Annotated in this window: 17 protein-coding genes and 1 pseudogene; 14 read left to right on the top strand and 4 right to left on the bottom strand. The window is 70.2% G+C overall.

Annotation, left to right across the window (positions count from 1 at the left end):
• Window positions 1-29 precede the first annotated feature (29 nt).
• The 3 genes from IH25_RS0113805 to IH25_RS0113795 all read left to right on the top strand — a co-directional run bounded on the left by IH25_RS0113805 (window position 30) and on the right by IH25_RS0113795 (window position 4,396).
• Window positions 30-731, top strand: a complete 702-nt coding sequence (locus IH25_RS0113805) for an HAD family hydrolase (RefSeq protein ID WP_030608359.1) — start codon at window positions 30-32, stop codon at window positions 729-731.
• Between the two features lie 379 nt (window positions 732-1,110).
• Window positions 1,111-2,715, top strand: coding sequence for an ABC transporter substrate-binding protein (locus tag IH25_RS0113800; protein WP_030608357.1), 1,605 nt, complete (start codon window positions 1,111-1,113; stop codon window positions 2,713-2,715).
• Window positions 2,716-2,812: 97 nt separating this feature from the next.
• The gene (locus IH25_RS0113795) at window positions 2,813-4,396 is read left to right on the top strand and encodes an ABC transporter substrate-binding protein (RefSeq protein ID WP_030608354.1); all 1,584 of its coding nucleotides are present in this window, start codon (window positions 2,813-2,815) and stop codon (window positions 4,394-4,396) included.
• An 86-nt stretch (window positions 4,397-4,482) separates the two neighbouring features.
• Here IH25_RS0113795 and IH25_RS0113790 read toward each other — a convergent pair whose 3' ends face one another.
• Both IH25_RS0113790 and IH25_RS0113785 read right to left on the bottom strand, forming a co-directional pair.
• Window positions 4,483-5,154, bottom strand: coding sequence for a response regulator (locus tag IH25_RS0113790; RefSeq protein WP_030608351.1), 672 nt, complete (start codon window positions 5,152-5,154; stop codon window positions 4,483-4,485).
• Window positions 5,155-5,168: 14 nt separating this feature from the next.
• Window positions 5,169-6,141: pseudogene (locus tag IH25_RS0113785) on the bottom strand (RecB family exonuclease).
• A 177-nt stretch (window positions 6,142-6,318) separates the two neighbouring features.
• Between IH25_RS0113785 and IH25_RS0113780 the strand changes: the two are divergent.
• From IH25_RS0113780 to IH25_RS0113770, 3 genes are all read left to right on the top strand, one after another.
• A complete protein-coding gene (locus IH25_RS0113780) occupies window positions 6,319-7,902 on the top strand; it encodes a site-2 protease family protein (protein WP_030608345.1) in 1,584 nt (527 codons plus the stop codon).
• A gap of 52 nt (window positions 7,903-7,954) precedes the next feature.
• The gene (locus tag IH25_RS0113775) at window positions 7,955-8,857 is read left to right on the top strand and encodes a tRNA (adenine-N1)-methyltransferase (RefSeq protein WP_030608343.1); all 903 of its coding nucleotides are present in this window, start codon (window positions 7,955-7,957) and stop codon (window positions 8,855-8,857) included.
• A 238-nt stretch (window positions 8,858-9,095) separates the two neighbouring features.
• On the top strand, window positions 9,096-9,668 hold the full coding sequence (locus IH25_RS0113770; protein ID WP_030608340.1) for a hypothetical protein: 573 nt from the start codon (window positions 9,096-9,098) through the stop codon (window positions 9,666-9,668).
• Between the two features lie 7 nt (window positions 9,669-9,675).
• On the opposite strand, the gene IH25_RS0113765 is transcribed toward IH25_RS0113770, so the two are convergent.
• A complete protein-coding gene (locus tag IH25_RS0113765) occupies window positions 9,676-9,978 on the bottom strand; it encodes a ferredoxin (RefSeq protein ID WP_030608335.1) in 303 nt (100 codons plus the stop codon).
• A 520-nt stretch (window positions 9,979-10,498) separates the two neighbouring features.
• Here IH25_RS0113765 and arc point away from each other — a divergent pair.
• The 6 genes from arc to prcA all read left to right on the top strand — a co-directional run bounded on the left by arc (window position 10,499) and on the right by prcA (window position 16,409).
• Window positions 10,499-12,265: a proteasome ATPase gene (gene arc / locus IH25_RS0113760; protein WP_030608332.1), complete on the top strand. Its 1,767-nt coding sequence runs from the start codon at window positions 10,499-10,501 to the stop codon at window positions 12,263-12,265.
• 231 nt (window positions 12,266-12,496) lie between these two features.
• Window positions 12,497-14,008: a depupylase/deamidase Dop gene (dop, locus tag IH25_RS0113755; protein WP_342447353.1), complete on the top strand. Its 1,512-nt coding sequence runs from the start codon at window positions 12,497-12,499 to the stop codon at window positions 14,006-14,008.
• 171 nt (window positions 14,009-14,179) lie between these two features.
• The gene (locus tag IH25_RS0113750) at window positions 14,180-14,398 is read left to right on the top strand and encodes a ubiquitin-like protein Pup (protein WP_030608326.1); all 219 of its coding nucleotides are present in this window, start codon (window positions 14,180-14,182) and stop codon (window positions 14,396-14,398) included.
• Between the two features lie 46 nt (window positions 14,399-14,444).
• Window positions 14,445-14,795: an endonuclease domain-containing protein gene (locus IH25_RS42960; protein WP_342447352.1), complete on the top strand. Its 351-nt coding sequence runs from the start codon at window positions 14,445-14,447 to the stop codon at window positions 14,793-14,795.
• Window positions 14,747-15,592 carry a proteasome subunit beta gene (prcB, locus tag IH25_RS0113740; RefSeq protein ID WP_030608319.1) on the top strand — a complete coding sequence of 282 codons (846 nt, stop codon included), beginning with the start codon at window positions 14,747-14,749 and terminating at the stop codon, window positions 15,590-15,592. The genes IH25_RS42960 and prcB overlap by 49 nt, the downstream gene beginning before the upstream one ends.
• A gap of 64 nt (window positions 15,593-15,656) precedes the next feature.
• Complete coding sequence (gene prcA, locus IH25_RS0113735) at window positions 15,657-16,409, top strand: proteasome subunit alpha (RefSeq protein WP_030608314.1); 753 nt, start codon at window positions 15,657-15,659, stop codon at window positions 16,407-16,409.
• Between the two features lie 61 nt (window positions 16,410-16,470).
• Here the strand turns inward: prcA and IH25_RS0113730 are convergent, their stop codons facing one another.
• The gene (locus IH25_RS0113730) at window positions 16,471-17,487 is read right to left on the bottom strand and encodes a LacI family DNA-binding transcriptional regulator (RefSeq protein WP_030608311.1); all 1,017 of its coding nucleotides are present in this window, start codon (window positions 17,485-17,487) and stop codon (window positions 16,471-16,473) included.
• 103 nt (window positions 17,488-17,590) lie between these two features.
• Between IH25_RS0113730 and IH25_RS0113725 the strand changes: the two genes are divergently transcribed.
• Complete coding sequence (locus tag IH25_RS0113725) at window positions 17,591-18,850, top strand: MFS transporter (RefSeq protein ID WP_030608309.1); 1,260 nt, start codon at window positions 17,591-17,593, stop codon at window positions 18,848-18,850.
• A gap of 9 nt (window positions 18,851-18,859) precedes the next feature.
• Window positions 18,860-20,221, top strand: a complete 1,362-nt coding sequence (gene pafA / locus IH25_RS0113720; RefSeq protein ID WP_030608306.1) for a Pup--protein ligase — start codon at window positions 18,860-18,862, stop codon at window positions 20,219-20,221.
• The last annotated feature ends 118 nt before the right edge of the window (window positions 20,222-20,339 follow it).

Raw genomic sequence — 20,339 nt, 5'->3', positions numbered from 1 at the left:
CTGGTCGTCCCTCAAGGAGGTGCGCCCGGATGACCAGCACGGTCCCCGCGCTAGGAACCCGTACGGCCGAAGGCTCCGCCCTGCAAGCGGTGCTGCTGGACATGGACGGCACCCTGGTGGACTCCGAAGGCTTCTGGTGGGACGTCGAGGTCGAGGTCTTCGCCTCCCTCGGACACACCCTGGACGACACCTGGCGCCATGTCGTGGTCGGCGGCCCCATGACCCGCAGCGCCGGCTTCCTCATCGAGGCCACCGGCGCCGACATCAGCCTCGCCGAACTCACCGTGCTGCTCAACGAGGGCTTCGAGAGCCGGATCGACGGGGGACTGCCGCTGATGCCCGGCGCCGCCCGGCTGCTCGCCGAACTGCACGCGCACGAGATCCCCACCGCCCTGGTCTCCGCCTCCCACCGGCGCATCATCGACCGCGTGCTGGCCGTGCTGGGCCCGCACCACTTCACCCTGTCCGTCGCCGGCGACGAGGTCTCCCGCACCAAGCCCTTCCCGGACCCCTATCTGCTCGCCGCCGCCGGACTCGGCGCCGACCCGGCCCGGTGCGCCGTGATCGAGGACACCGCCACCGGGGTCGCCGCGGCCGAGGCCGCCGGCTGCCGCGTGGTCGCCGTCCCCTCCGTCGCACCCATCGGCCCGGCCCTGGGGCGCACCGTCGTCTCTTCCTTGGAGGAGGTCGACCTGGCCTTTCTGCGCGGCATGATGACGGAAGCGCGCTAACCGTCCACTCAAGGAATTCGCCGCTGCCGCCCGGCCGAATTCAATCGGTCGAAACCACGACCCCACGTGTGATGTTCGCCACTCAACGGGGTCCCGACAACGTTGCCGACGCCTGTCGACCGGCCCCGCCGGGGCGGTTCGGACGTGACCTTGTGTCCCGATTGATGGGAACCTGCACTAATCCTGCCGCTGTCGGGTTTTCGGTGCGTCCGCGACCGGTTCCCCTGCGTGATGAAACCTCAACTCGCACGGCCGTGAAGGCGTCTGCGCGCGCGGACTAATCTCATCGCGAGAACATCGCCGAGAACCCCCGTGATCCCCTCGCACCACCCCCGCATGCCGGATACACGGACCCGAACAGCTCTGGAGAAACTCCCGCATGAACCGCAAGACTTTGGTGCTGCCGGCGGTGGCCGGCCTGCTCACCCCGGTTCTCGCCGCGTGCGGCGGATCCGACAGCGGGAGCGCGAGCGGTGACGCCATCGTCGTCGGGACCACGGACCAGTTCACGGCCACCAAGGAAGCCCCCGCGCCCCTCGACCCGGCCTACGCCTACGACGTCGGCACCTGGAACATCCTGCGCCAGTCCGTGCAGACCCTGATGGCACAGCCCAAGGGCGAGGGCCAGCCCGTCCCGGACGCCGCCGAGAGCTGCTCCTTCACCGACAGCGGCAGCGAGCGCTACGCCTGCAAGCTGCGCGAGGGACTGAAGTTCGCCGGCGGCGACCCGGTGACCGCCGAGGACGTCAAGTACTCCATCGAGCGCGCGCTGCGCATCAACTCCAGCAGCGGGGTGGCCGCCCTGCTGAACACCATCGACACGATCGAGACCCAGGGCGACCGCGACGTCGTCTTCCACCTGAAGACCGCCGACGCCACCTTCCCGTACAAGCTGTCCACCCCGGTCGCGGGCATCGTCAACCCGAAGGACTACCCGAAGGACAAGCTCCGCGAGGGCTTCGAGATCGACGGCTCCGGCCCGTACACCTTCAAGGCCGACGTCGACAACGACGCCCTCACCACGGCCACCTTCACCAAGAACCCTTCCTACAAGGGCAATGTGACGGTGAACAACGACAAGGTCGAGCTGCGCTCCTTCGCCGACGCCGACGCCATGGGCGACGCGATCGACAAGGGCGACATCGACGTCATGACCCGCACCATGTCGCCCGCGCAGATCCAGAAGCTGGACACCGGAGACGACGAGAAGGTCGACCTCGTCGACATGCCCGGCCTGGAAATCCGCTACCTGGCCTTCAACACCGACGCCACCAGCGTCAAGGACAAGGCCGTACGCCAGGCCATGGCCCAGGTCATCAACCGCGGCGAACTGGTCTCCAAGGTCTACGGCACCCAGGCCGAGCCCCTGTACTCGCTGGTCCCGGCCACCGTCACCGGCCACTCCAACTCGTTCTTCAACAAGTACGGCAACCCCAGCGCCGACAAGGCCAAGTCCCTGCTCGCCAAGGCCGGCGTCACCGCCCCGGTGAAGCTGACCCTGCACTACACGACCGACCACTACGGCTCGGCCACCAAGCAGGAGTTCGAGATCCTGCAGAAGCAGCTCAACGACAGCGGCCTGTTCGACGTCACCATCCAGGGCCACCCCTGGTCGACCTTCCGGCCCGCCGAGCAGAAGGGCGAGTACGACGTCTACGGCATGGGCTGGTTCCCCGACTTCCCGGACGCCGACAACTTCCTCGCGCCCTTCCTGGACAAGGACAACTTCCTCGGCTCGCCGTACGACAACACCACCATCCAGCGCTCGCTGATCCCGCAGTCCCGCCGCGAGGCCGATCGGCTCGGCGCCGCCAAGAGCCTGACCGACATCCAGGACCGCGTCGCCGAGGACGTCCCCGTCCTGCCGCTGTGGCAGGGCAAGCAGTACGTCGCCGCCCGCGACGACATCACGGGCACGGCCTACGCCCTCAACTCCTCCTCCACCCTCCAGCTGTGGGAGCTCGGCCGCGGCGTGAGCGGCTGACGGCTCCTCGCCCCGGGGCCGCGCACGGTGCGGCCCCCGGTGCCCGGGTCCAGGGATGGCGGGCCCGGGCTGACGAACCGACGACAAGGCACTTCGAGTGAACCTGCGCAACCAGTGGCCGGTCCTGCCCCTCGCGGCGGTACTGGCCTCCGGCCTGTTGACCGGCTGCGGATCCGAGTCCGGTGACTCCGGGGGCACCGGCTCCTCCGTGGTGATGGGGATGTCCGACGACGTCCTCGCCACGGACCCGGCCGCCGGCTACGACCCCGGCTCCTGGCTGTTGTTCAACAACGTCTTCCAGTCGCTGCTCAGCTTCCCCAAGGGCGCGACCGAACCCCAGCCCGAACTGGCGAAGCAGTGCGGCTTCACCGACACGCGGGCCATGGTCTACAAGTGCGAACTGAAGGACGGCCTGAAGTTCAGCAACGGTGACGACCTCACCTCCGAGGACGTGAAGTTCACCTTCGACCGCATGCTGAAGATCGACGACCCGGCCGGTCCCGCCCTGATGTTCCCGATGCTCGACAAGGTCGAGACACCGGACGCCAAGACGGCCGTCTTCCACCTCAAGGTGCCCGACGCCACCTTCCCCAGCAAGATCGCCTCCGGCGCCGGCTCCATCGTGGACCACCGCCAGTACGACGCGAACGCCCTGCGCACCGACCACCAGGCGATCGGCTCCGGCCCCTACAAGCTGGACTCCTTCGACAAGGACCAGGCCGTCTTCTCCGTCAACGGCAACTACCAGGGCAGCGCCAAGCCGAACAACTCCGGCGTCACCCTGAAGTTCTTCCACGGCGACCGCACGGCGCTGAAGGAAGCCCTCCTCGGCGGCGACATCGACATCGCCTACCGAGGCCTGACCGCGGCCGACATCACCCAGCTCGACCAGCAGGGCGACAACAAGGGCATCGACGTCATCGAGGGCACCAGCGCCGAGGTGCAGCACCTGGTCTTCAACGTGAAGGACCCGGTGGCCGGCAAGCTCGGCGTCCGCAAGGCCATCGCCTACCTCATCGACCGCGACGCCCTCATCAAGGACGTCTACCAGGGCACCGCCACCCCGCTGTACTCGATCGTCCCGGCCGGTGTCGCCGGCCACAACACCGCCTTCTTCGACACCTACGGCGCCCGCCCCTCCCAGGCCAAGGCCGCCGCGGCGCTGCGCGCCGACAACATCACCGGCAAGGTGAAGCTCACCCTGTGGTCCACGCCGTCCCGCTACGGCCCCGCCACCGACGAGGAGCTGAAGGCCATCGCCGAACAGCTCAACGCCAGCGGCCTGTTCGACGCCGACGTCAAGTCCGTCGCCTTCGACCAGTACGAGAAGGACATTGCCGCCGGCAAGTACGGCGTCTACGTGAAGGGCTGGGTGCCGGACTACCCGGACGCCGACAACTTCACCGCCCCCTTCTTCGGCAAGGGCAACGTGCTGAACAACCACTACGACAACCGCACGATCACCGGGACCCTGCTGCCCGGCACCGCCGCGCAGAGCGACCGCTCGGCCACCGACAAGGACTTCGGCAGGCTCCAGGACATCGTCGCCGACGAACTGCCCGTGCTGCCGGTCTGGCAGGCCAAGCAGTACGCGGTCGTCCGCGACGGCGTGTACGGCCTGGAGTACTGCCTGGACGCCTCCACGGTGTTCCGGTTCTGGGAACTCAGCAAGAGCAGCTGACAGCCGCCACACGGCGAAGGGCGCCCCGCTCCACAAAGGAGCGGGGCGCCCTTCGCCGTACCGCACCCACCGGGCGGGGCGGATGCCTACTGGGCGCCGGGACGCACCAGCCCGCTCTCGTACGCGTACACCGCCGCCTGCACCCGGTCCCTGAGCCCCAGCTTGGTCAGCACATGGCCCACATGCGTCTTCACCGTCGTCTCGCTGACGAACAGGTCCGCCGCGATCTCCGCGTTGGACAGCCCGCGCGCCACCAGCTTCAGCACCTCCACCTCACGGTCCGTGAGGGTGTGCAGGGTGTCCGGCACCGGCTCCTCGCCGGACGGCAGATGCGTGGCGTACTTGTCCAGCAACCGCCGGGTGATGCTCGGCGCGAGCATCGCCTCCCCGTTCGCCACCACCCGGATCGCCTGCACCAGCTCGTTGGCGGGAGCGTCCTTCAGCAGGAAGCCGCTCGCCCCGGCGCGCAGCGCCTCCACCACGTACTCGTCCAGGTCGAAGGTGGTCAGCACCAGCACCTTGGCCGGGCCGTCCCGGCCGGGACCGGTGATCTGCCGGGTGGCCTCCACACCGTCCATCCGCGGCATCCGGATGTCCATGAGCACCACATCCGGTTGCAGCGCTCGTACCTGGTCGAGGGCCTGGAGACCGTCACCGGCCTCGCCGACGACCGCGATGTCCTGCTCGGCCTCCAGGATCATCCGGAAACCCGTACGCAGCAGGGGCTGGTCGTCGACCAGTAGGACACGGATGGCCACGTGACACTCCTTCGCTAGTCCCGCCCCATTCTGCCCTGCCGCCCGTTCCCCGCCTCACTCCGCCCGGGACCCCGGCGCCCGGACCGGCAGCGGATAGGGCGGGGGAGTGCCGCCGAACTCCGGGCAGTGCGCCCGGTGGTCGCACCAGCCGCACAGCTTGGTCGGCCGGGGCCGCCAGTCCCCGCTCTCCGTGGCCTGCCTGATGGCCTCCCACAGCGCGTGCAGCCTGCGCTCCACCCGCTCCAGATCGGCCGGGACCGGGTCGTACGTCAGCACGTCCCCGCTGCCGAGGTACACCAGCTGGAGCCGGCGCGGCACGACCCCCTTCAGCCGCCAGACGACCAGCGCGTAGAACTTCATCTGGAACAGCGCGCCCTCGGCGTACTCCGGGCGCGGGGCCTTGCCCGTCTTGTAGTCGACGATCCGCACCTCGCCGGTCGGCGCCACGTCCACCCGGTCGATGATCCCGCGCAGCCGCAGCCCCGAGTCCAGCTCGGTCTCCACGAACAGCTCCCGCTCGGCCGGCTCCAGCCGCGTGGGGTCCTCCAGCGTGAACCAGCGCTCCACCAGCCGCTCCGCCTCGGCGAGCCAGCCGGCCAGCCGCTCGCCCTCCGGATCGTCGGCGAACAGCTCGGTCAGCTCCGGGCGGCTCTCCCGCAGCCGGTCCCACTGCCCCGGGATCAGCGCCTTCGCCCGGGGCGCGGTCCGCTCCCCGGCGGGCGCGTCGAACAGCCGCTCCAGCACGGCGTGCACCAGCGTGCCCCGGGTCGCCGCCTCGCTCGGCTTCTCCGGCAGCCGGTCGATCACCCGGAACCGGTACAGCAACGGACACTGCATGAAGTCACCGGCCCGGGACGGCGACAACGAGACCGGTGCGAGCGCGCCGCGCCCGCCGACGGCCCCGCCCGGTCCACCGCCCGCCGCCGGGCCGCTCCCGGCACCGGCTCCCGCGTCCGGCGTCACTGCCTCGTCGATGCTGCTGTCCATGCCCCAGACCATACGGCCCGGCACCGACAGCGACCCAGCCACGGCCCGTGTCACCGGGCGTCCGCCAGGCGAACACCGGGGGTGCCGGGGCGGAACGCGCCGCCACGGGCGCATACCATCGACCCGAGACCCTTCCGTCCAGGCAGGTGCGGAAGACGCTTCGAACGAGGGGACACCGTGGACGTGAGCGGCGGGAGCGGGCAGCCCCGGTCCGGCGACGACAGGCCGGCCGAGGACGCCGCGGACCCTACGGCCCCGGCGACCGGACCCACCGACCACCGCGGCCCCGGGACCCCGGCCCCGGAGAACACGTCCGAGCAGGAGGGCTCCGCCCCGCCGGCACCCCGCCCGAACGGCACACCCACCGAAGACGGTCCCGCGGACACCCCCTCCGGCGCGGCACAGCCCGCCGACGGCCCTGCGGGCCCCCCTTCCGGCCGGGAGCGGCCCGCCGCCCACGGCACGGACACCCCCGGCACCCCCGCCCCCGGCCCGGTCGAGCACGACCAGCACGCTCCCGGCACCCCCGCCCCGGGCCAGCACCACTCCTCCGCGCACTCCGGCATCGCCAAGGGCCGGCCGCCCGGGCCGAGGCCCAAGGAACCCGGTCCCGGCGGCGGCATCCTCATGGGCCGCCCCTTCGGCGTGCCCGTCTACGTCGCGCCGAGCTGGTTCCTCGTCGCCGCCCTGATCACCTGGGTCTTCGGCGGACAGCTCGACCGCGTGCTGCCCGAGCTGGGCGCCGCCCGCTATCTGGTCTCCCTCTTCTTCGCCGTCGCCTTCTACGCCTCCGTCCTGGTCCACGAGCTGGCCCACACGGTCGCCGCGATCCGCTTCAAACTCCCGGTGCGCCGCATCCAGCTCCAGTTCTTCGGCGGCGTCTCGGAGATCGAGAAGGAGGCCGAGACCCCGGGCCGGGAGTTCGTCCTCGCCTTCGTCGGCCCGCTGCTCTCCCTGGTGCTGGCCGGCCTGTTCTACCTCGCCATGAAACCGGTCGAGCCCGGCACCGTACCCGGCGTCCTGCTGGCCGGACTGATGATCTCCAACCTCATCGTGGCGATCTTCAACTTCCTCCCCGGCCTGCCCCTGGACGGCGGCCGCATGCTCCGCGCCGTCGTCTGGAAGATCACCGGCAAGCCCATGAGCGGCACCATCGCCGCCGCCTGGGTGGGCCGCGCCCTCGCCGTCTCCGTCCTGATCGGCCTGCCGCTGCTGAACTCCTCCGGCGTCCTCGGCGACGGCGGAACGGACGTCGGCGGCATGGACACCGTCACCGACGCCCTGCTCGCCGCCATCCTCGCCGCGATCATCTGGACCGGCGCCGGCAACAGCCTGCGCATGGCCCGGCTGCGCGAGCACCTCCCCGAACTGCGCGCCCGCACCCTCACCCGGCGGGCCGTGCCGGTCGAGAACGACACCCCGCTCTCCGAGGCGCTGCGCCGCGCCAACGCCGCCGGTGCCCGCGCCCTGGTCGTGGTCGACGCCGACGGCACCCCGGTCTCCCTCGTCCGCGAGGCCGCCATCGTCGGCGTACCCGAACACCGCCGCCCCTGGGTGGCCGTCAGCGGCCTCGCCCAGGAGCTGACCGACGGTATGCGGGTCTCCGCCGAGCTCGCCGGGGAGGACCTGCTGGACGTGCTGCGCGCCACCCCCGCCACCGAGTACCTGGTGGTCGAGGAGACCGGCGAGATCTACGGCGTCCTGTCGGCGGCCGACGTCGAGCGGGCCTTCGTCAGGGCGATGGCCAGGCCGGCGCCGTAGCGCCCCGACGGCGACGGTCAAGCCCCCCGCGGGAACCCGGTAGGCTGGTCACATGTCCGAACCGACCGGTGCCGCCCGCAGGCGCGGGCCCTTCAAGGTCGGGGACCAGGTACAGCTGACCGACCCCAAGGGCCGCCACTACACGTTCACGCTCGAAGCCGGAAAGAACTTCCACACCCACAAGGGTTCCTTCCCGCACGACGAACTGATCGGCGCTCCCGAGGGCAGCGTTGTCCGGACCACCGGCAACGTGGCCTACCTCGCGCTGCGCCCCCTGCTCCCCGACTACGTCCTCTCCATGCCCCGCGGGGCAGCCGTCGTCTACCCGAAGGACGCGGGGCAGATCCTCGCCTTCGCCGACATCTTCCCCGGCGCCCGCGTCGTGGAGGCCGGTGTCGGCTCCGGTTCGCTCAGCAGCTTCCTGCTGCGGGCCATCGGCGACCAGGGCATGCTGCACTCCTACGAGCGCCGCGAGGACTTCGCCGAGATCGCCAAGCAGAACGTGGAGCGCTACTTCGGCGGCCCGCACCCCGCCTGGCAGCTCACCGTCGGCGACCTCCAGGACAACCTGTCCGACACCGACGTGGACCGCGTCATCCTCGACATGCTCGCCCCCTGGGAGTGCCTGGAGGCCGTCTCCAAGGCGCTCGTCCCCGGCGGCATCCTGTGCTGCTACGTGGCCACCACCACCCAGCTCGCCCGGACCGTGGAGTCCATCCGGGAGATCGGCTGCTTCAACGAGCCGACCGCCTGGGAGACCATGATCCGCAACTGGCACATCGAGGGCCTGGCCGTCCGTCCGGACCACCGGATGATCGGCCACACCGGCTTCCTGCTCACCGCCCGCCGCCTCGCGGACGGCGTCGAGCCGCCCATGCGCCGCCGCCGCCCCGCCAAGGGCGCCTACGGCGAGGACTACGCCGGCCCCAACGCCGACGGCGGCGCCGGCCGCTGACCGGCCCGCACCCACCACAACGCGAGGGCGCCGTGCCCGAGTTCCCCGACCACGACGGGAACCCGGGCACGGCGCCCGTCCGTTGTCCCGGCACGGCGCCCGTCACGTTGACCCGGCACGGCCGCACCCCTCCCGCGCGTCGGGCAGCCGCCGGCGGACCCCGCCGTTCCCCCGCACTGTGACGTGTGGCACGATGCAGGCCATCCCACCGGCACCGCCCTCGCAGGAGACACTCCTCGTGCAGCAATCCGCCGTCCCGGAACTCGCGCACACCCGGACCCGGCCCATCCACTGGGTCGCCACCGCCACGGCCCTCGCGGGTGTCGTGGCCCTCTCCTCGGTCGTCCGGCCCGAACCGGCCACGGCCGTCCAGCCCGCCCCCGGATCCCACGGCAAGCCCGCCGCCGCGGCGCCGAGCACCACCGGCGTCGACTTCCCCCTGGACTGCGGACCGGTGAAAGCCGTCGTCGTCAAGAAGGCCACCGGCGACCTGGACGGCGACGACAGGCCGGAAACCGTCGCCGTGGTCCACTGCGACGCCCCCATGGGCACCCCGCCCGACGGGGTCTACGTCCTCACCCGCGGCGCCGACGGCCGCACCGCACGCGTGGTCGCCACCCTGGTACGCCCCGGGGAGCGGCTCACCGTGACCGCATTCCGCATACGCGAGCGCGCCGTCTCCGCCACCCTGCTCGGCTACTCCTCGGACGCCGTGCCCAGTTGCTGCCCCGACACCCGCACCCCGGCCACCTGGCGGTGGAACGGGAACGCCTTCGTCCGCTCCACCCCCGCCGGGGCACACAGCGTCTGAACCGGACTCAGTCCGCTTCGGGTCCGTACACCTCGACCTTGTCCGAAACCCGGCGGACGTGGATGCACTCGCCGGGACACTCCTTCGCGGAGTCCACCACGTCCGTCAGCAGCGGCAGCGGCACCGGCACGGTCGCCCCCGGGGCCTGGAGCAGTTCGTCGTCCGCGCCCTTCACATACGCGAGCCCGTCGATGTCCAGCTCGAACACCTCCGGCGCGTACTGGGCACAGATCCCGTCCCCGGTACACAGGTCCTGGTCGATCCAGACCTCCAGCGCCTCGCCGTCCGGGGCCTCCTGCTGCACGGTCATCTCTCCTGCCTTCGGTTCGCCTTGACGTCCCGGCGCCCCGAGGGCCGGCCGGGTCCGTACCAGCGGTCGTTGAACACCCCCGACCCTACCTCCGGCCGCTTCCCGGCCACGGGGCGCCGTCCGGGGTTTCCGGCCCGGCCCGCCCGGGTAACAGCGCCGGACCGGGAGAGGGAAGCACCGGCGGCCGGACCGATCGTCCCCAGCCACCACGGCAGTCACACCGTCCGTTTGCACCGTCGCTCTACGTGATGATCGTACGAGCGCTCTGTGTGCTGCCCGCATCCCGGCCCAACGGTCCCCGTACGGACAACTCCGGCCAGTCACGAAGGGTTTCGAGCACAGGATGCATGGAACAAGCTGCTTTCCCCTCACGTTGAGTGGGTATCCCCTCCGTGCGAGGGAGTGTGCAGCGGGTGACCGACGACACACCTTGACAGTCATTGTGATCTAGGGGTTTCAATCGACACCCACCCAGGTAGGGTCTGGAAGCGTCCAGCTCCCCTTGGAGGAGGTGAGGACCGTGGCAGCCCACGACGACGACATGAACCGCGGCATCCGCCCGGGACGCGGGTCCGACGACCCGGCCGGGCAGATCGCCTACCTTGAGCAGGAGATCGCCGTCCTGCGCCGCAAGCTCGCCGACTCTCCGCGTCACACGAGGATTCTCGAAGAGCGGATCGTCGAGCTGCAGACCAACCTGGCCGGCGTGTCCGCCCAGAACGAGCGGCTGGCCAACACCCTGCGCGAGGCCCGCGACCAGATCGTGGCCCTCAAGGAGGAGGTCGACCGGCTCGCCCAGCCGCCGGCCGGCTTCGGTGTCTTCCTGCAAGCCAACGAGGACGGCACCGCCGACATCTTCACCGGCGGCCGCAAACTCCGGGTGAACGTCAGCCCCAGCGTCGAACTCGACCAGCTGCGGCGCGGCCAGGAGCTCATGCTCAACGAAGCGCTCAACGTGGTCGAGGCCATGGAGTTCGAGCGCGTCGGCGACATCGTCACCCTCAAGGAGATCCTGGAGGACGGCGAGCGCGCCCTCGTACTGGGGCACACCGACGAGGAACGGGTGGTCCGGCTCGCCGAGCCCCTGCTCGGCACCACCATCCGCGCCGGTGACGCCCTCCTGCTCGAACCCCGCTCCGGCTACGTCTACGAGGTCGTACCCAAGAGCGAGGTCGAGGAACTGGTCCTCGAAGAGGTCCCCGACATCGGCTACGAGCAGATCGGCGGCCTCGGCAACCAGATCGAGGCCATCCGCGACGCGGTCGAGCTGCCGTACCTCTACCCCGACCTGTTCAAGGAGCACGAGCTGCGCCCGCCCAAGGGCGTCCTGCTCTACGGCCCGCCCGGCTGCGGCAAGACCCTGATCGCCAAGGCCGTCGCGAACTCGCTCGCCAAGAAGGTCGCCGAGGTCACCGGCCAGGCCGCCGGCAAGAGCTTCTTCCTGAACATCAAGGGCCCCGAGCTGCTCAACAAGTACGTCGGCGAGACCGAGCGGCAGATCCGCCTGGTCTTCCAGCGGGCCCGCGAGAAGGCCAGCGAGGGCACCCCCGTCATCGTCTTCTTCGACGAGATGGAATCCCTCTTCCGCACCCGCGGCTCCGGCGTCAGCTCGGACGTGGAGAACACCATCGTCCCCCAGCTCCTCGCCGAGATCGACGGCGTCGAGGGCCTGCAGAACGTGGTCGTCATCGGCGCCTCCAACCGCGAGGACATGATCGACCCCGCCATCCTGCGCCCCGGCCGGCTCGACGTGAAGATCAAGATCGAGCGTCCCGACGCCGAGGCCGCCAAGGACATCTTCGGCAAGTACCTCACCGAGCGCCTCCCGCTGCACGCCGACGACCTCGCCGAACACGGCGGGGACAAGGCCGCCACGGTCCAGGGCATGATCCAGACCGCGGTCGAGCAGATGTACGCCGAATCCGAGGAGAACCGCTTCCTGGAGGTCACCTACGCCAACGGCGACAAGGAAGTCCTCTACTTCAAGGACTTCAACTCCGGCGCCATGATCGAGAACATCGTGGGCCGCGCCAAGAAAATGGCGATCAAGGACTTCCTGGAGAAGAGCCAGAAGGGCCTCCGCGTCTCCCACCTCCTCCAGGCCTGCGTGGACGAGTTCAAGGAGAACGAGGACCTGCCCAACACCACCAACCCGGACGACTGGGCCCGCATCTCCGGAAAGAAGGGCGAACGGATCGTGTACATCCGTACCCTCATCACCGGAAAGCAGGGCGCGGACACCGGACGCTCCATCGACACGGTGGCGAACACCGGACAGTACCTGTAACGGCAGGGCGGCTGCGGGTGCCCTCGGCGGGTACCCGCAGCCGTCTGTTTTTCCGGCCACGACCGGAGCAGCCAATGACGCAAATGATCTCCCCACCAGCGCAAAGGCGTTCTAGGCTCGTTCCTACCGCCGAGTCGCGCCGTGCGGGGACGGGCACCGCACACGCACCGGAGCGCCAGCGCACTTGAGCGGCGCCCACGACCGAGGGTGCCGCCGGGCAAGGAGGGCCGCATGACCGTACGGCGAGTAATGGGCATCGAGACGGAGTACGGGATCTCCGTCCCCGGCCACCCCAACGCCAATGCCATGCTCACCTCGTCCCAGATCGTCAACGCCTACGCGGCGGCGATGCACCGGGCCCGCCGGGCCCGCTGGGACTTCGAGGAGGAGAACCCGCTGCGGGACGCACGAGGCTTCGACCTCGCCCGGGAGGCCGCCGACGCCAGCCAGCTCACCGACGAGGACATCGGCCTGGCCAATGTGATCCTCACCAACGGCGCGCGCCTGTACGTCGACCACGCCCACCCCGAATACAGCGCCCCCGAGGTCACCAACCCCCGCGACGCCGTCCTGTGGGACAAGGCCGGCGAGCGGATCATGGCCGAGGCCGCCGAACGGGCAGCACAGCTGCCCGGCGCCCAGCCGATCCACCTCTACAAGAACAACACCGACAACAAGGGCGCCTCCTACGGCACGCACGAGAACTACCTGATGAAGCGGGAGACCCCCTTCTCGGACATCGTGCGCCACCTCACGCCCTTCTTCGTCTCCCGCCAGGTCTTCGCCGGCGCCGGCCGCGTCGGCATCGGCCAGGACGGCCACGAGCACGGCTTCCAGATCAGCCAGCGCGCCGACTACTTCGAGGTCGAGGTCGGCCTGGAGACCACGCTCAAGCGCCCCATCATCAACACCCGCGACGAGCCGCACGCGGACGCCGAGAAGTACCGCCGGCTCCACGTGATCATCGGCGACGCGAACCTATCCGAGATCTCGACCTACCTGAAGCTGGGCACGACGGCCCTGGTCCTGTCCATGATCGAGGACGGCTTCATCGCCGTGGACCTCGCCGTCGACCAGCCCGTGCGCACCCTGCACCAGGTCTCGCACGACCCGACGCTCAAGCGCCTGGTCACCCTGCGCAGCGGGCGCACCCTCACCGCGGTCCAGTTGCAGATGGAGTACTTCGAGCTGGCCCGCAAGTACGTCGAGGAACGCTACGGCGCCGACGCCGACGACCAGACCAAGGACGTCCTCAGCCGCTGGGAGGACACCCTGACCCGGCTGGAGAACGACCCCATGAGCCTGGCCGGCGAGCTGGACTGGGTCGCCAAGCGCGAGCTGATGGAGGGCTACCGCCGCCGCGACGACCTCGACTGGGACGCCGCCCGGCTGCACCTGGTCGACCTCCAGTACGCCGACGTACGCCCCGAGAAGGGCCTCTACAACCGTCTGGTGGCCCGCGGGCGCATCAAGCGCCTCCTGGACGAGGCCGAGGTCGACAGGGCCCGTACGAAGCCGCCGGAGGACACCCGGGCGTACTTCCGCGGGCGCTGCCTGGAGCAGTACGCCGACGACGTCGCGGCCGCCTCCTGGGACTCGGTCATCTTCGATCTCCCGGGCCGCGACTCCCTGCAACGCGTCCCAACCCTGGAACCGCTACGCGGAACGCGAAATCACGTCAAGGAACTCCTGGACCGCTGCCGGACGGCGGAAGACCTGGTCAGGGTCTTGTCCGGCAGCTGAGCACGGTCAGCGGACACTCGTACCGCCCCGGGCGGTCGGGGTGGAAACCCCACCGCCCGGGAATCATCGAGGTGGGCCCCGCACGTTGTGGAAACTGCGGGGCCGATGTCGGACCCGGCCTATAGGGTCTGATCATCACCGATCGGCAGGCGAACTGAGCGGGGTGAGGTTATGGCGACCAAGGACACCGGCGGCGGCCAGCAGAAGGCCACCCGGTCCACCGAGGAGGTCGAGGAGCAGGCGCAGGACGCGCAGGCTTCGGAGGACCTGAAGGAACGACACGAGAAGCTGAGCGACGACGTGGACTCGGTCCTGGACGAGATCGACGACGTGCTCGAGGAAAACGCCGAGGATTTCGTGCGCTCCTTCGTTCAGAAGGGTGGTCAGTAGACCGCTTTTGCCTTCGAATCTAAGGTTCGGGGGTTCGGGGGTGTAGGTGAGCGACGAGCAGGGGGTGAAGCGCTGCTCGCGGTGCGAGCAAGGCAGGCCGCGAGCAGCCTTCGCCGGCGACAAGGCGACCCGCGACGGACCGCGGGTCTGCTGCCGGGGCGAGTCGATCGCCTCTCGAGGGGGCGTCTGTTGTGTGTCCCTCAGCGCCGTGCCCGCACATGTGGATCACTGCCATGAGACGGGTAGGGTCCGTGGCGTACTGTGCTTCAGCTGCAATGCCGCACTGGGGCAGTTCAAGGATCAGCCCGATGTCATGAGGCGGGCTGCTGCTTATGTGGAAGGAAACGCGTGGAAGCCAACACTCGTAGCACCGGGCGTCTACCATCTGCCTTCCTGACGCCAGGATCCTCCTCGTTCATGGACTTCCTCGCCGAGCACCAGCCCGAGCTGCTGCCCGGCAACCGCCAGCTGCCGCCCACCCAGGGCGTGCTCGAGGCGCCGCACGGAACGACCATCGTGGCCGTGACGTTCCCCGGCGGGGTCGTCCTCGCCGGCGACCGCCGGGCCACGATGGGCAACGTGATCGCCCAGCGGGACATCGAGAAGGTGTTCCCGGCCGACGAGTACTCGGCGGTCGGTATCGCCGGCACCGCCGGCCTGGCCGTGGAGATGGTCAAGCTCTTCCAGCTGGAGCTGGAGCACTTCGAGAAGGTCGAGGGCGCCCAGCTGTCGCTGGAGGGCAAGGCGAACCGGCTGTCGACCATGATCCGTTCCAACCTCGGCATGGCCATGCAGGGCCTGGCCGTGGTCCCTCTGTTCGCGGGGTACGACCTGGACCGCGAGAGGGGGCGCATCTTCTCGTACGACGTCACGGGCGGCCGCTCCGAGGAGCACAACTTCGCGGCGACGGGCTCGGGCTCGATCTTCGCGCGCGGTGCGATGAAGAAGCTGTTCCGGGACGACCTGTCCGAGGAGCAGGCCACCACACTGGTGGTGCAGGCCCTCTATGACGCGGCTGACGACGACTCGGCGACCGGTGGTCCCGATGTCGCCCGCCGGATCTACCCGATCATCACCGTGATCACCGAGGACGGTTTCCGCCGGCTCACCGAGGAGGAGGCGTCGGAGGTGTCCCGCGCGGTGCTCCAGAAGCGCCTGGAGGAGCCGGACGGCCCCAAGGCCGCCCTGCTCTGAGCGCGCGGGCCCGGTTCTTATTCAAGGTGATCCAGTGACCATGACAGAAAGGGACGGATAACCGGTGTCGACGCCGTTCTATGTCTCACCTCAGCAGGCCATGGCCGACCGGGCGGAGTACGCCCGCAAGGGCATCGCCCGTGGCCGCAGCCTGGTCGTGCTGCAGTACGCCGACGGCATCGTGTTCGTCGGGGAGAACCCGTCCCGCGCGCTGCACAAGTTCAGCGAGATCTACGACCGGATCGGCTTCGCCGCGGCCGGCAAGTACAACGAGTACGAGAACCTGCGCATCGGCGGTGTCCGCTACGCCGACCTGCGCGGTTACACCTACGACCGCGACGATGTCACCGCGCGCGGCCTGGCCAACGTCTACGCGCAGACGCTGGGCACGATCTTCTCCTCGGCGGCCGAGAAGCCGTACGAGGTGGAGCTGGTGGTGGCCGAGGTCGGGGAGACCCCGGAGGGCGACCAGATCTACCGGCTGCCGCACGACGGTTCCATCGTGGACGAGCACGGCTCGGTCGCGGTGGGCGGCAACGCGGAGCAGATCAGCAACTTCCTGGACCAGCGGCACCGGGACGGGATGAGCCTGGCGGAGGCGCTGAAGCTGGCGGTGCAGGCGCTGTCCCGGGACACCAACGGCAGCGAGCGGGAGATCCCCGCCGAGCGGCTGGAGGTGGCGGTGCTGGACCGTACGCGCCCGCAGAAGCGGAAGTTCAAGCGGATCGTCGGCCGGCAGCTGGACCGGCTGCTGGCGGCGGACGGCGCGAGCACGGAGGCGGAGAGCTCCGCGGAGGACGGTTCCGAGGAGCAGTGAGCCGCTTGCGGCGCACGCAGCGGGACGCCCCGGCCGTCGATGGCCGGGGCGTCCGGCGTTTCTAGGGTGTGGGCGGCGGGGCCGTGGAGCCCCGGACGACGAGCTGGACGGGGATGTCCCCGTTGTCCGGGCTGTGGCCCTCCAGGACGGCCAGCAGGGCGCGCATGCCGTGTTCGCCGAACAGCTCGGCGTCCAGTCGTACGGTGGTCAGCTCGGGGTCGATGGCGGTGGCCAGGGCCAGGTCGTCGAGGCCGGTGACGGAGATGTCGTCGGGGATGCGCAGGCCGAGGCGGCGCAGGGCCTTGTAGGCGCCGGCGGCGAGTTTGTCGTCGTCGCAGACGATGGCGGTGGGCCGGGGTCCGGGTGCGGTGAGGGCGGCCTCGGTGGCGGTGCGCGCGCCGTCGATGGAGATCGGGGCGCGGGCGGTGCGTACCTCGGTGCCGGGGACGGCGGCCATGCGGGCGGCCAGTTCCCGGGCGCGGATGTCGAAGGTCCAGGAGGGGACGTCGGCGGCGAGGTGGAGCACTCGGCGGTGGCCGAGGCCGAGGAGGTGTTCGGTGACCTGGCGGACGCCGTCGGCGATGTCGAGGTTGACGGTGGCGGCGCCGAGGCTGCCGGCGGGGTCGCTGTCCAGCATGACGAGGGGGAGCTGGTCGCCGCGGATGTCGGTGAGGGCGTCGGCGGCCATGGAGGAGGCGATGACGCCGTCCAGGGCGGCCTGTGCGGAGGCGAAGGGGTCGCGGGCGGGGCCGATGCCTTCGGGGGAGGGGTAGAGGACGACGCCGAAGCCGTGCTCGGCGGCGACGCGGGCGGCGCCGGTGTAGACGCCGGCGAAGAACTCGGTGGTGAGGGCGGGGACGACGAGGAGGACCGTGCGGGTGCGGCCGAGGCGGAGGTTGCGGGCGGCGAGGTTGGGCCGGTAGCCCAGGTCGCGGGCGGCCTGGCGGACGCGTTCGGCGGTGGGTTCGGAGACCCGGCCGCGCCATTTGTCGCCCAGCACGAGGGAGACGGCCGCCTGGGAGACCCCGGCCGCGTGGGCGACGTCCCGGCTGGTCGGGCGCGTGCTGCTGCGTGCCACGGTGGACGTGCTCCTTCGTGTGGGGGTGCATCACGTTGGACGTGTGAACAGCGGACATGGTACGTATGAGGAGGGAAGTTATACGTAACACTTGGAGGCGGGCATGGCCACGGGATACCTGGAGATCCTGCGGGCGAGACATGCGCTCCGGCTGCTCGCCGGGACGTTGGTGGGCCGGCTGCCGAACGCGACCGCGGCCATCGCGCTGGTGCTCTTCGTCCGCGCCGACGGCGGCACCTACAGCCTGGCCGGCGCCCTCGCGGCCGTGTACGGCGTGGCGAACGCCGTCGGCCAGCCGGTGCTGGGCCGGCTCGTGGACCTCTACGGCCAGCCGCGCGTCCAGCTGCCCGCGGCCGTTCTGGCGGCCCTGGCCATGACGGTCTTCGCGTTCCGCGGCACCGACCCGCTGCCGGCGGCCTACGCGGCCGTGGCGGTGTCCGGCCTGTTCGCCCCGCCGCTGGAGGGCGGTCTGCGCGCCCTGTGGCCGTCGGTGCTGCGCCGCGAGGAGCAGGTGCACACCGCGTATGCCATGGACGCGATCGCGCAGGAGGTCATGTTCACCGTCGGCCCGCTGCTGGTGACCGTGTGCGTCTCGGTGTGGGACGAGCGGGCCGCCCTGCTCGTGCTGAACCTGCTGGGTGTGCTCGGCGCCCTGTCCGTGGTCGTCTCGCCGCCCTCGCGGGCCTGGCGTTCGGCCCCGCGCGAGGCGCACTGGCTGGGCGCGCTGCGCTCGCCCGGCCTGCTGGCGCTGCTCGCCGCGTTCCTGTTCATCGGCATCGCGCTGGGCTCCATCACGGTCGCCGCGGTGTCGTACGCCGACGGTCATGGCGGTGACGCGGTCTACGGCTGGCTGATGGCCGGGCTCGGTCTGGGCGCGCTGGCCGGCGGTTCCGTCTACGGCGCCCGGCAGTGGGCGGGCTCGCCCGAGCGGCGGCTGAGGGTCCTGGTGGCGCTGCTGGCGGTGTGTTACCTGCCGCTCACGCTGACGCCGGGCACGGTCTGGATGGTGCTGCTCAGCGTGGTCTCCGGGGTCTTCCTGGCGCCCTGCATCGCCTGCGCGTTCATCATCGTGGACCGGCACGCGCCGAGGGGCACGGTCACCGAGGCGTTCTCCTGGCTGGTGACGACGTTCACCGTGGGCGCGTCGGTGGGAACGGGCCTGGCGGGGCCGGTGGTACAGGCCGGCGGCACGGTGTGGGGCTTCGGCCTGCCGAGCGTGGCCGGGGCGGTGTCGTTGCTGGTCCTGCTCGCCACCGGAGGGGTCCTCGCGGCTCCCGTGCGGGGCGGTGTCGTTGCGGCTTCATCGGAAAATGATCCAAATCGTGCCCCCGAACCCCGTTTCAGCTCGGGGGATCGGGCGTAATGTTCCCTCATGGACCGCCGCATTTTCGGGCTGGAGAACGAGTACGGCGTCACGTGCACGTTCAGGGGACAGCGGCGCCTGTCTCCTGACGAGGTGGCGCGGTACCTCTTCCGCCGTGTCGTGTCATGGGGCCGCAGCAGCAATGTCTTTCTGCGAAACGGCGCCCGGCTCTATCTCGACGTGGGCTCACATCCGGAATACGCGACCCCCGAATGTGACAACGTGACCGAACTGGTCACCCACGACAAGGCCGGCGAGCGCATTCTCGAAGGACTCCTGGTGGACGCGGAACGACGCCTGCACGAGGAGGGAATCGCGGGCGACGTCTACCTCTTCAAGAACAACACCGACTCGGCGGGCAACTCCTACGGCTGCCACGAGAACTACCTGGTGGCCCGGCACGGGGAGTTCTCCCGGCTCGCGGACATTCTCATCCCCTTCCTCGTCACCCGGCAGCTGCTGTGCGGCGCCGGCAAGGTACTGCAGACCCCGCGCGGTGCCGTCTACTGCGTCAGTCAGCGCGCGGAGCACATCTGGGAGGGCGTCTCCTCGGCGACGACCCGTTCCCGGCCCATCATCAACACCCGCGACGAGCCGCACGCGGACGCCGAGCGCTACCGCCGGCTGCACGTCATCGTCGGCGACTCGAACATGTCCGAGACGACGATGCTGCTGAAGGTCGGCGCCACCGACCTGGTGCTGCGCATGATCGAGGCGGGCACGGTGATGCGCGACCTCACCCTGGAGAACCCGATCCGGGCGATCCGCGAGGTCAGCCACGACATCACCGGCCGGCGCAAGGTGCGCCTGGCCAGCGGCCGGGAGGCCTCCGCGCTGGAGGTGCAGCGCGAGTACTTCGACAAGGCGCTGGACTTCTGCGACCGCCGGGGCATCCGCACCGGCACCGTCGCGCAGGTCCTGGAGCTGTGGGGCCGCACGCTGGAGGCCATCGAGACCGAGGAACTGGACCGCGTCGAGACCGAGATCGACTGGGTCATGAAGTACAAGCTCATCGAGCGGTACCGGGCCAAGCACAACATGACGATGTCGCATCCGCGGGTCGCCCAGATAGACCTCGCCTACCACGACATCCACCGCCGTCGCGGCCTGTACTACCTGCTGGAGAAGAAGGGCCAAGCCGCCCGGATCTGCAACGACTTGAAGATCTTCGAGGGCAAGTCGGTTCCCCCGCAGACCACTCGGGCCCGGCTGCGCGGCGACTTCATCCGGCGGGCGCAGGAGCAGCGCCGGGACTTCACGGTCGACTGGGTGCACCTGAAGCTCAACGACCAGGCGCAGCGCACCGTTCTGTGCAAGGACCCGTTCCGTTCGGTGGACGACCGGGTGGAGAAACTGATCGCCGGTATGTAGCGGCGACGGGGCGGACCGTCCGCCCGGCCGCGACATGCGGAAACGCCACACGGGCGCCGTACGTTTTCCGTACGGCGCCCGTCCCGGGTCGTAGAGTTGCGCGCACGCCATCCGCTGG

It is taken from the genome of Streptomyces achromogenes subsp. achromogenes, from assembly GCF_000720835.1.
Lineage (GTDB): Bacteria > Actinomycetota > Actinomycetes > Streptomycetales > Streptomycetaceae > Streptomyces > Streptomyces achromogenes.
This window is presented reverse-complemented; position numbering and strand designations above follow the sequence as displayed.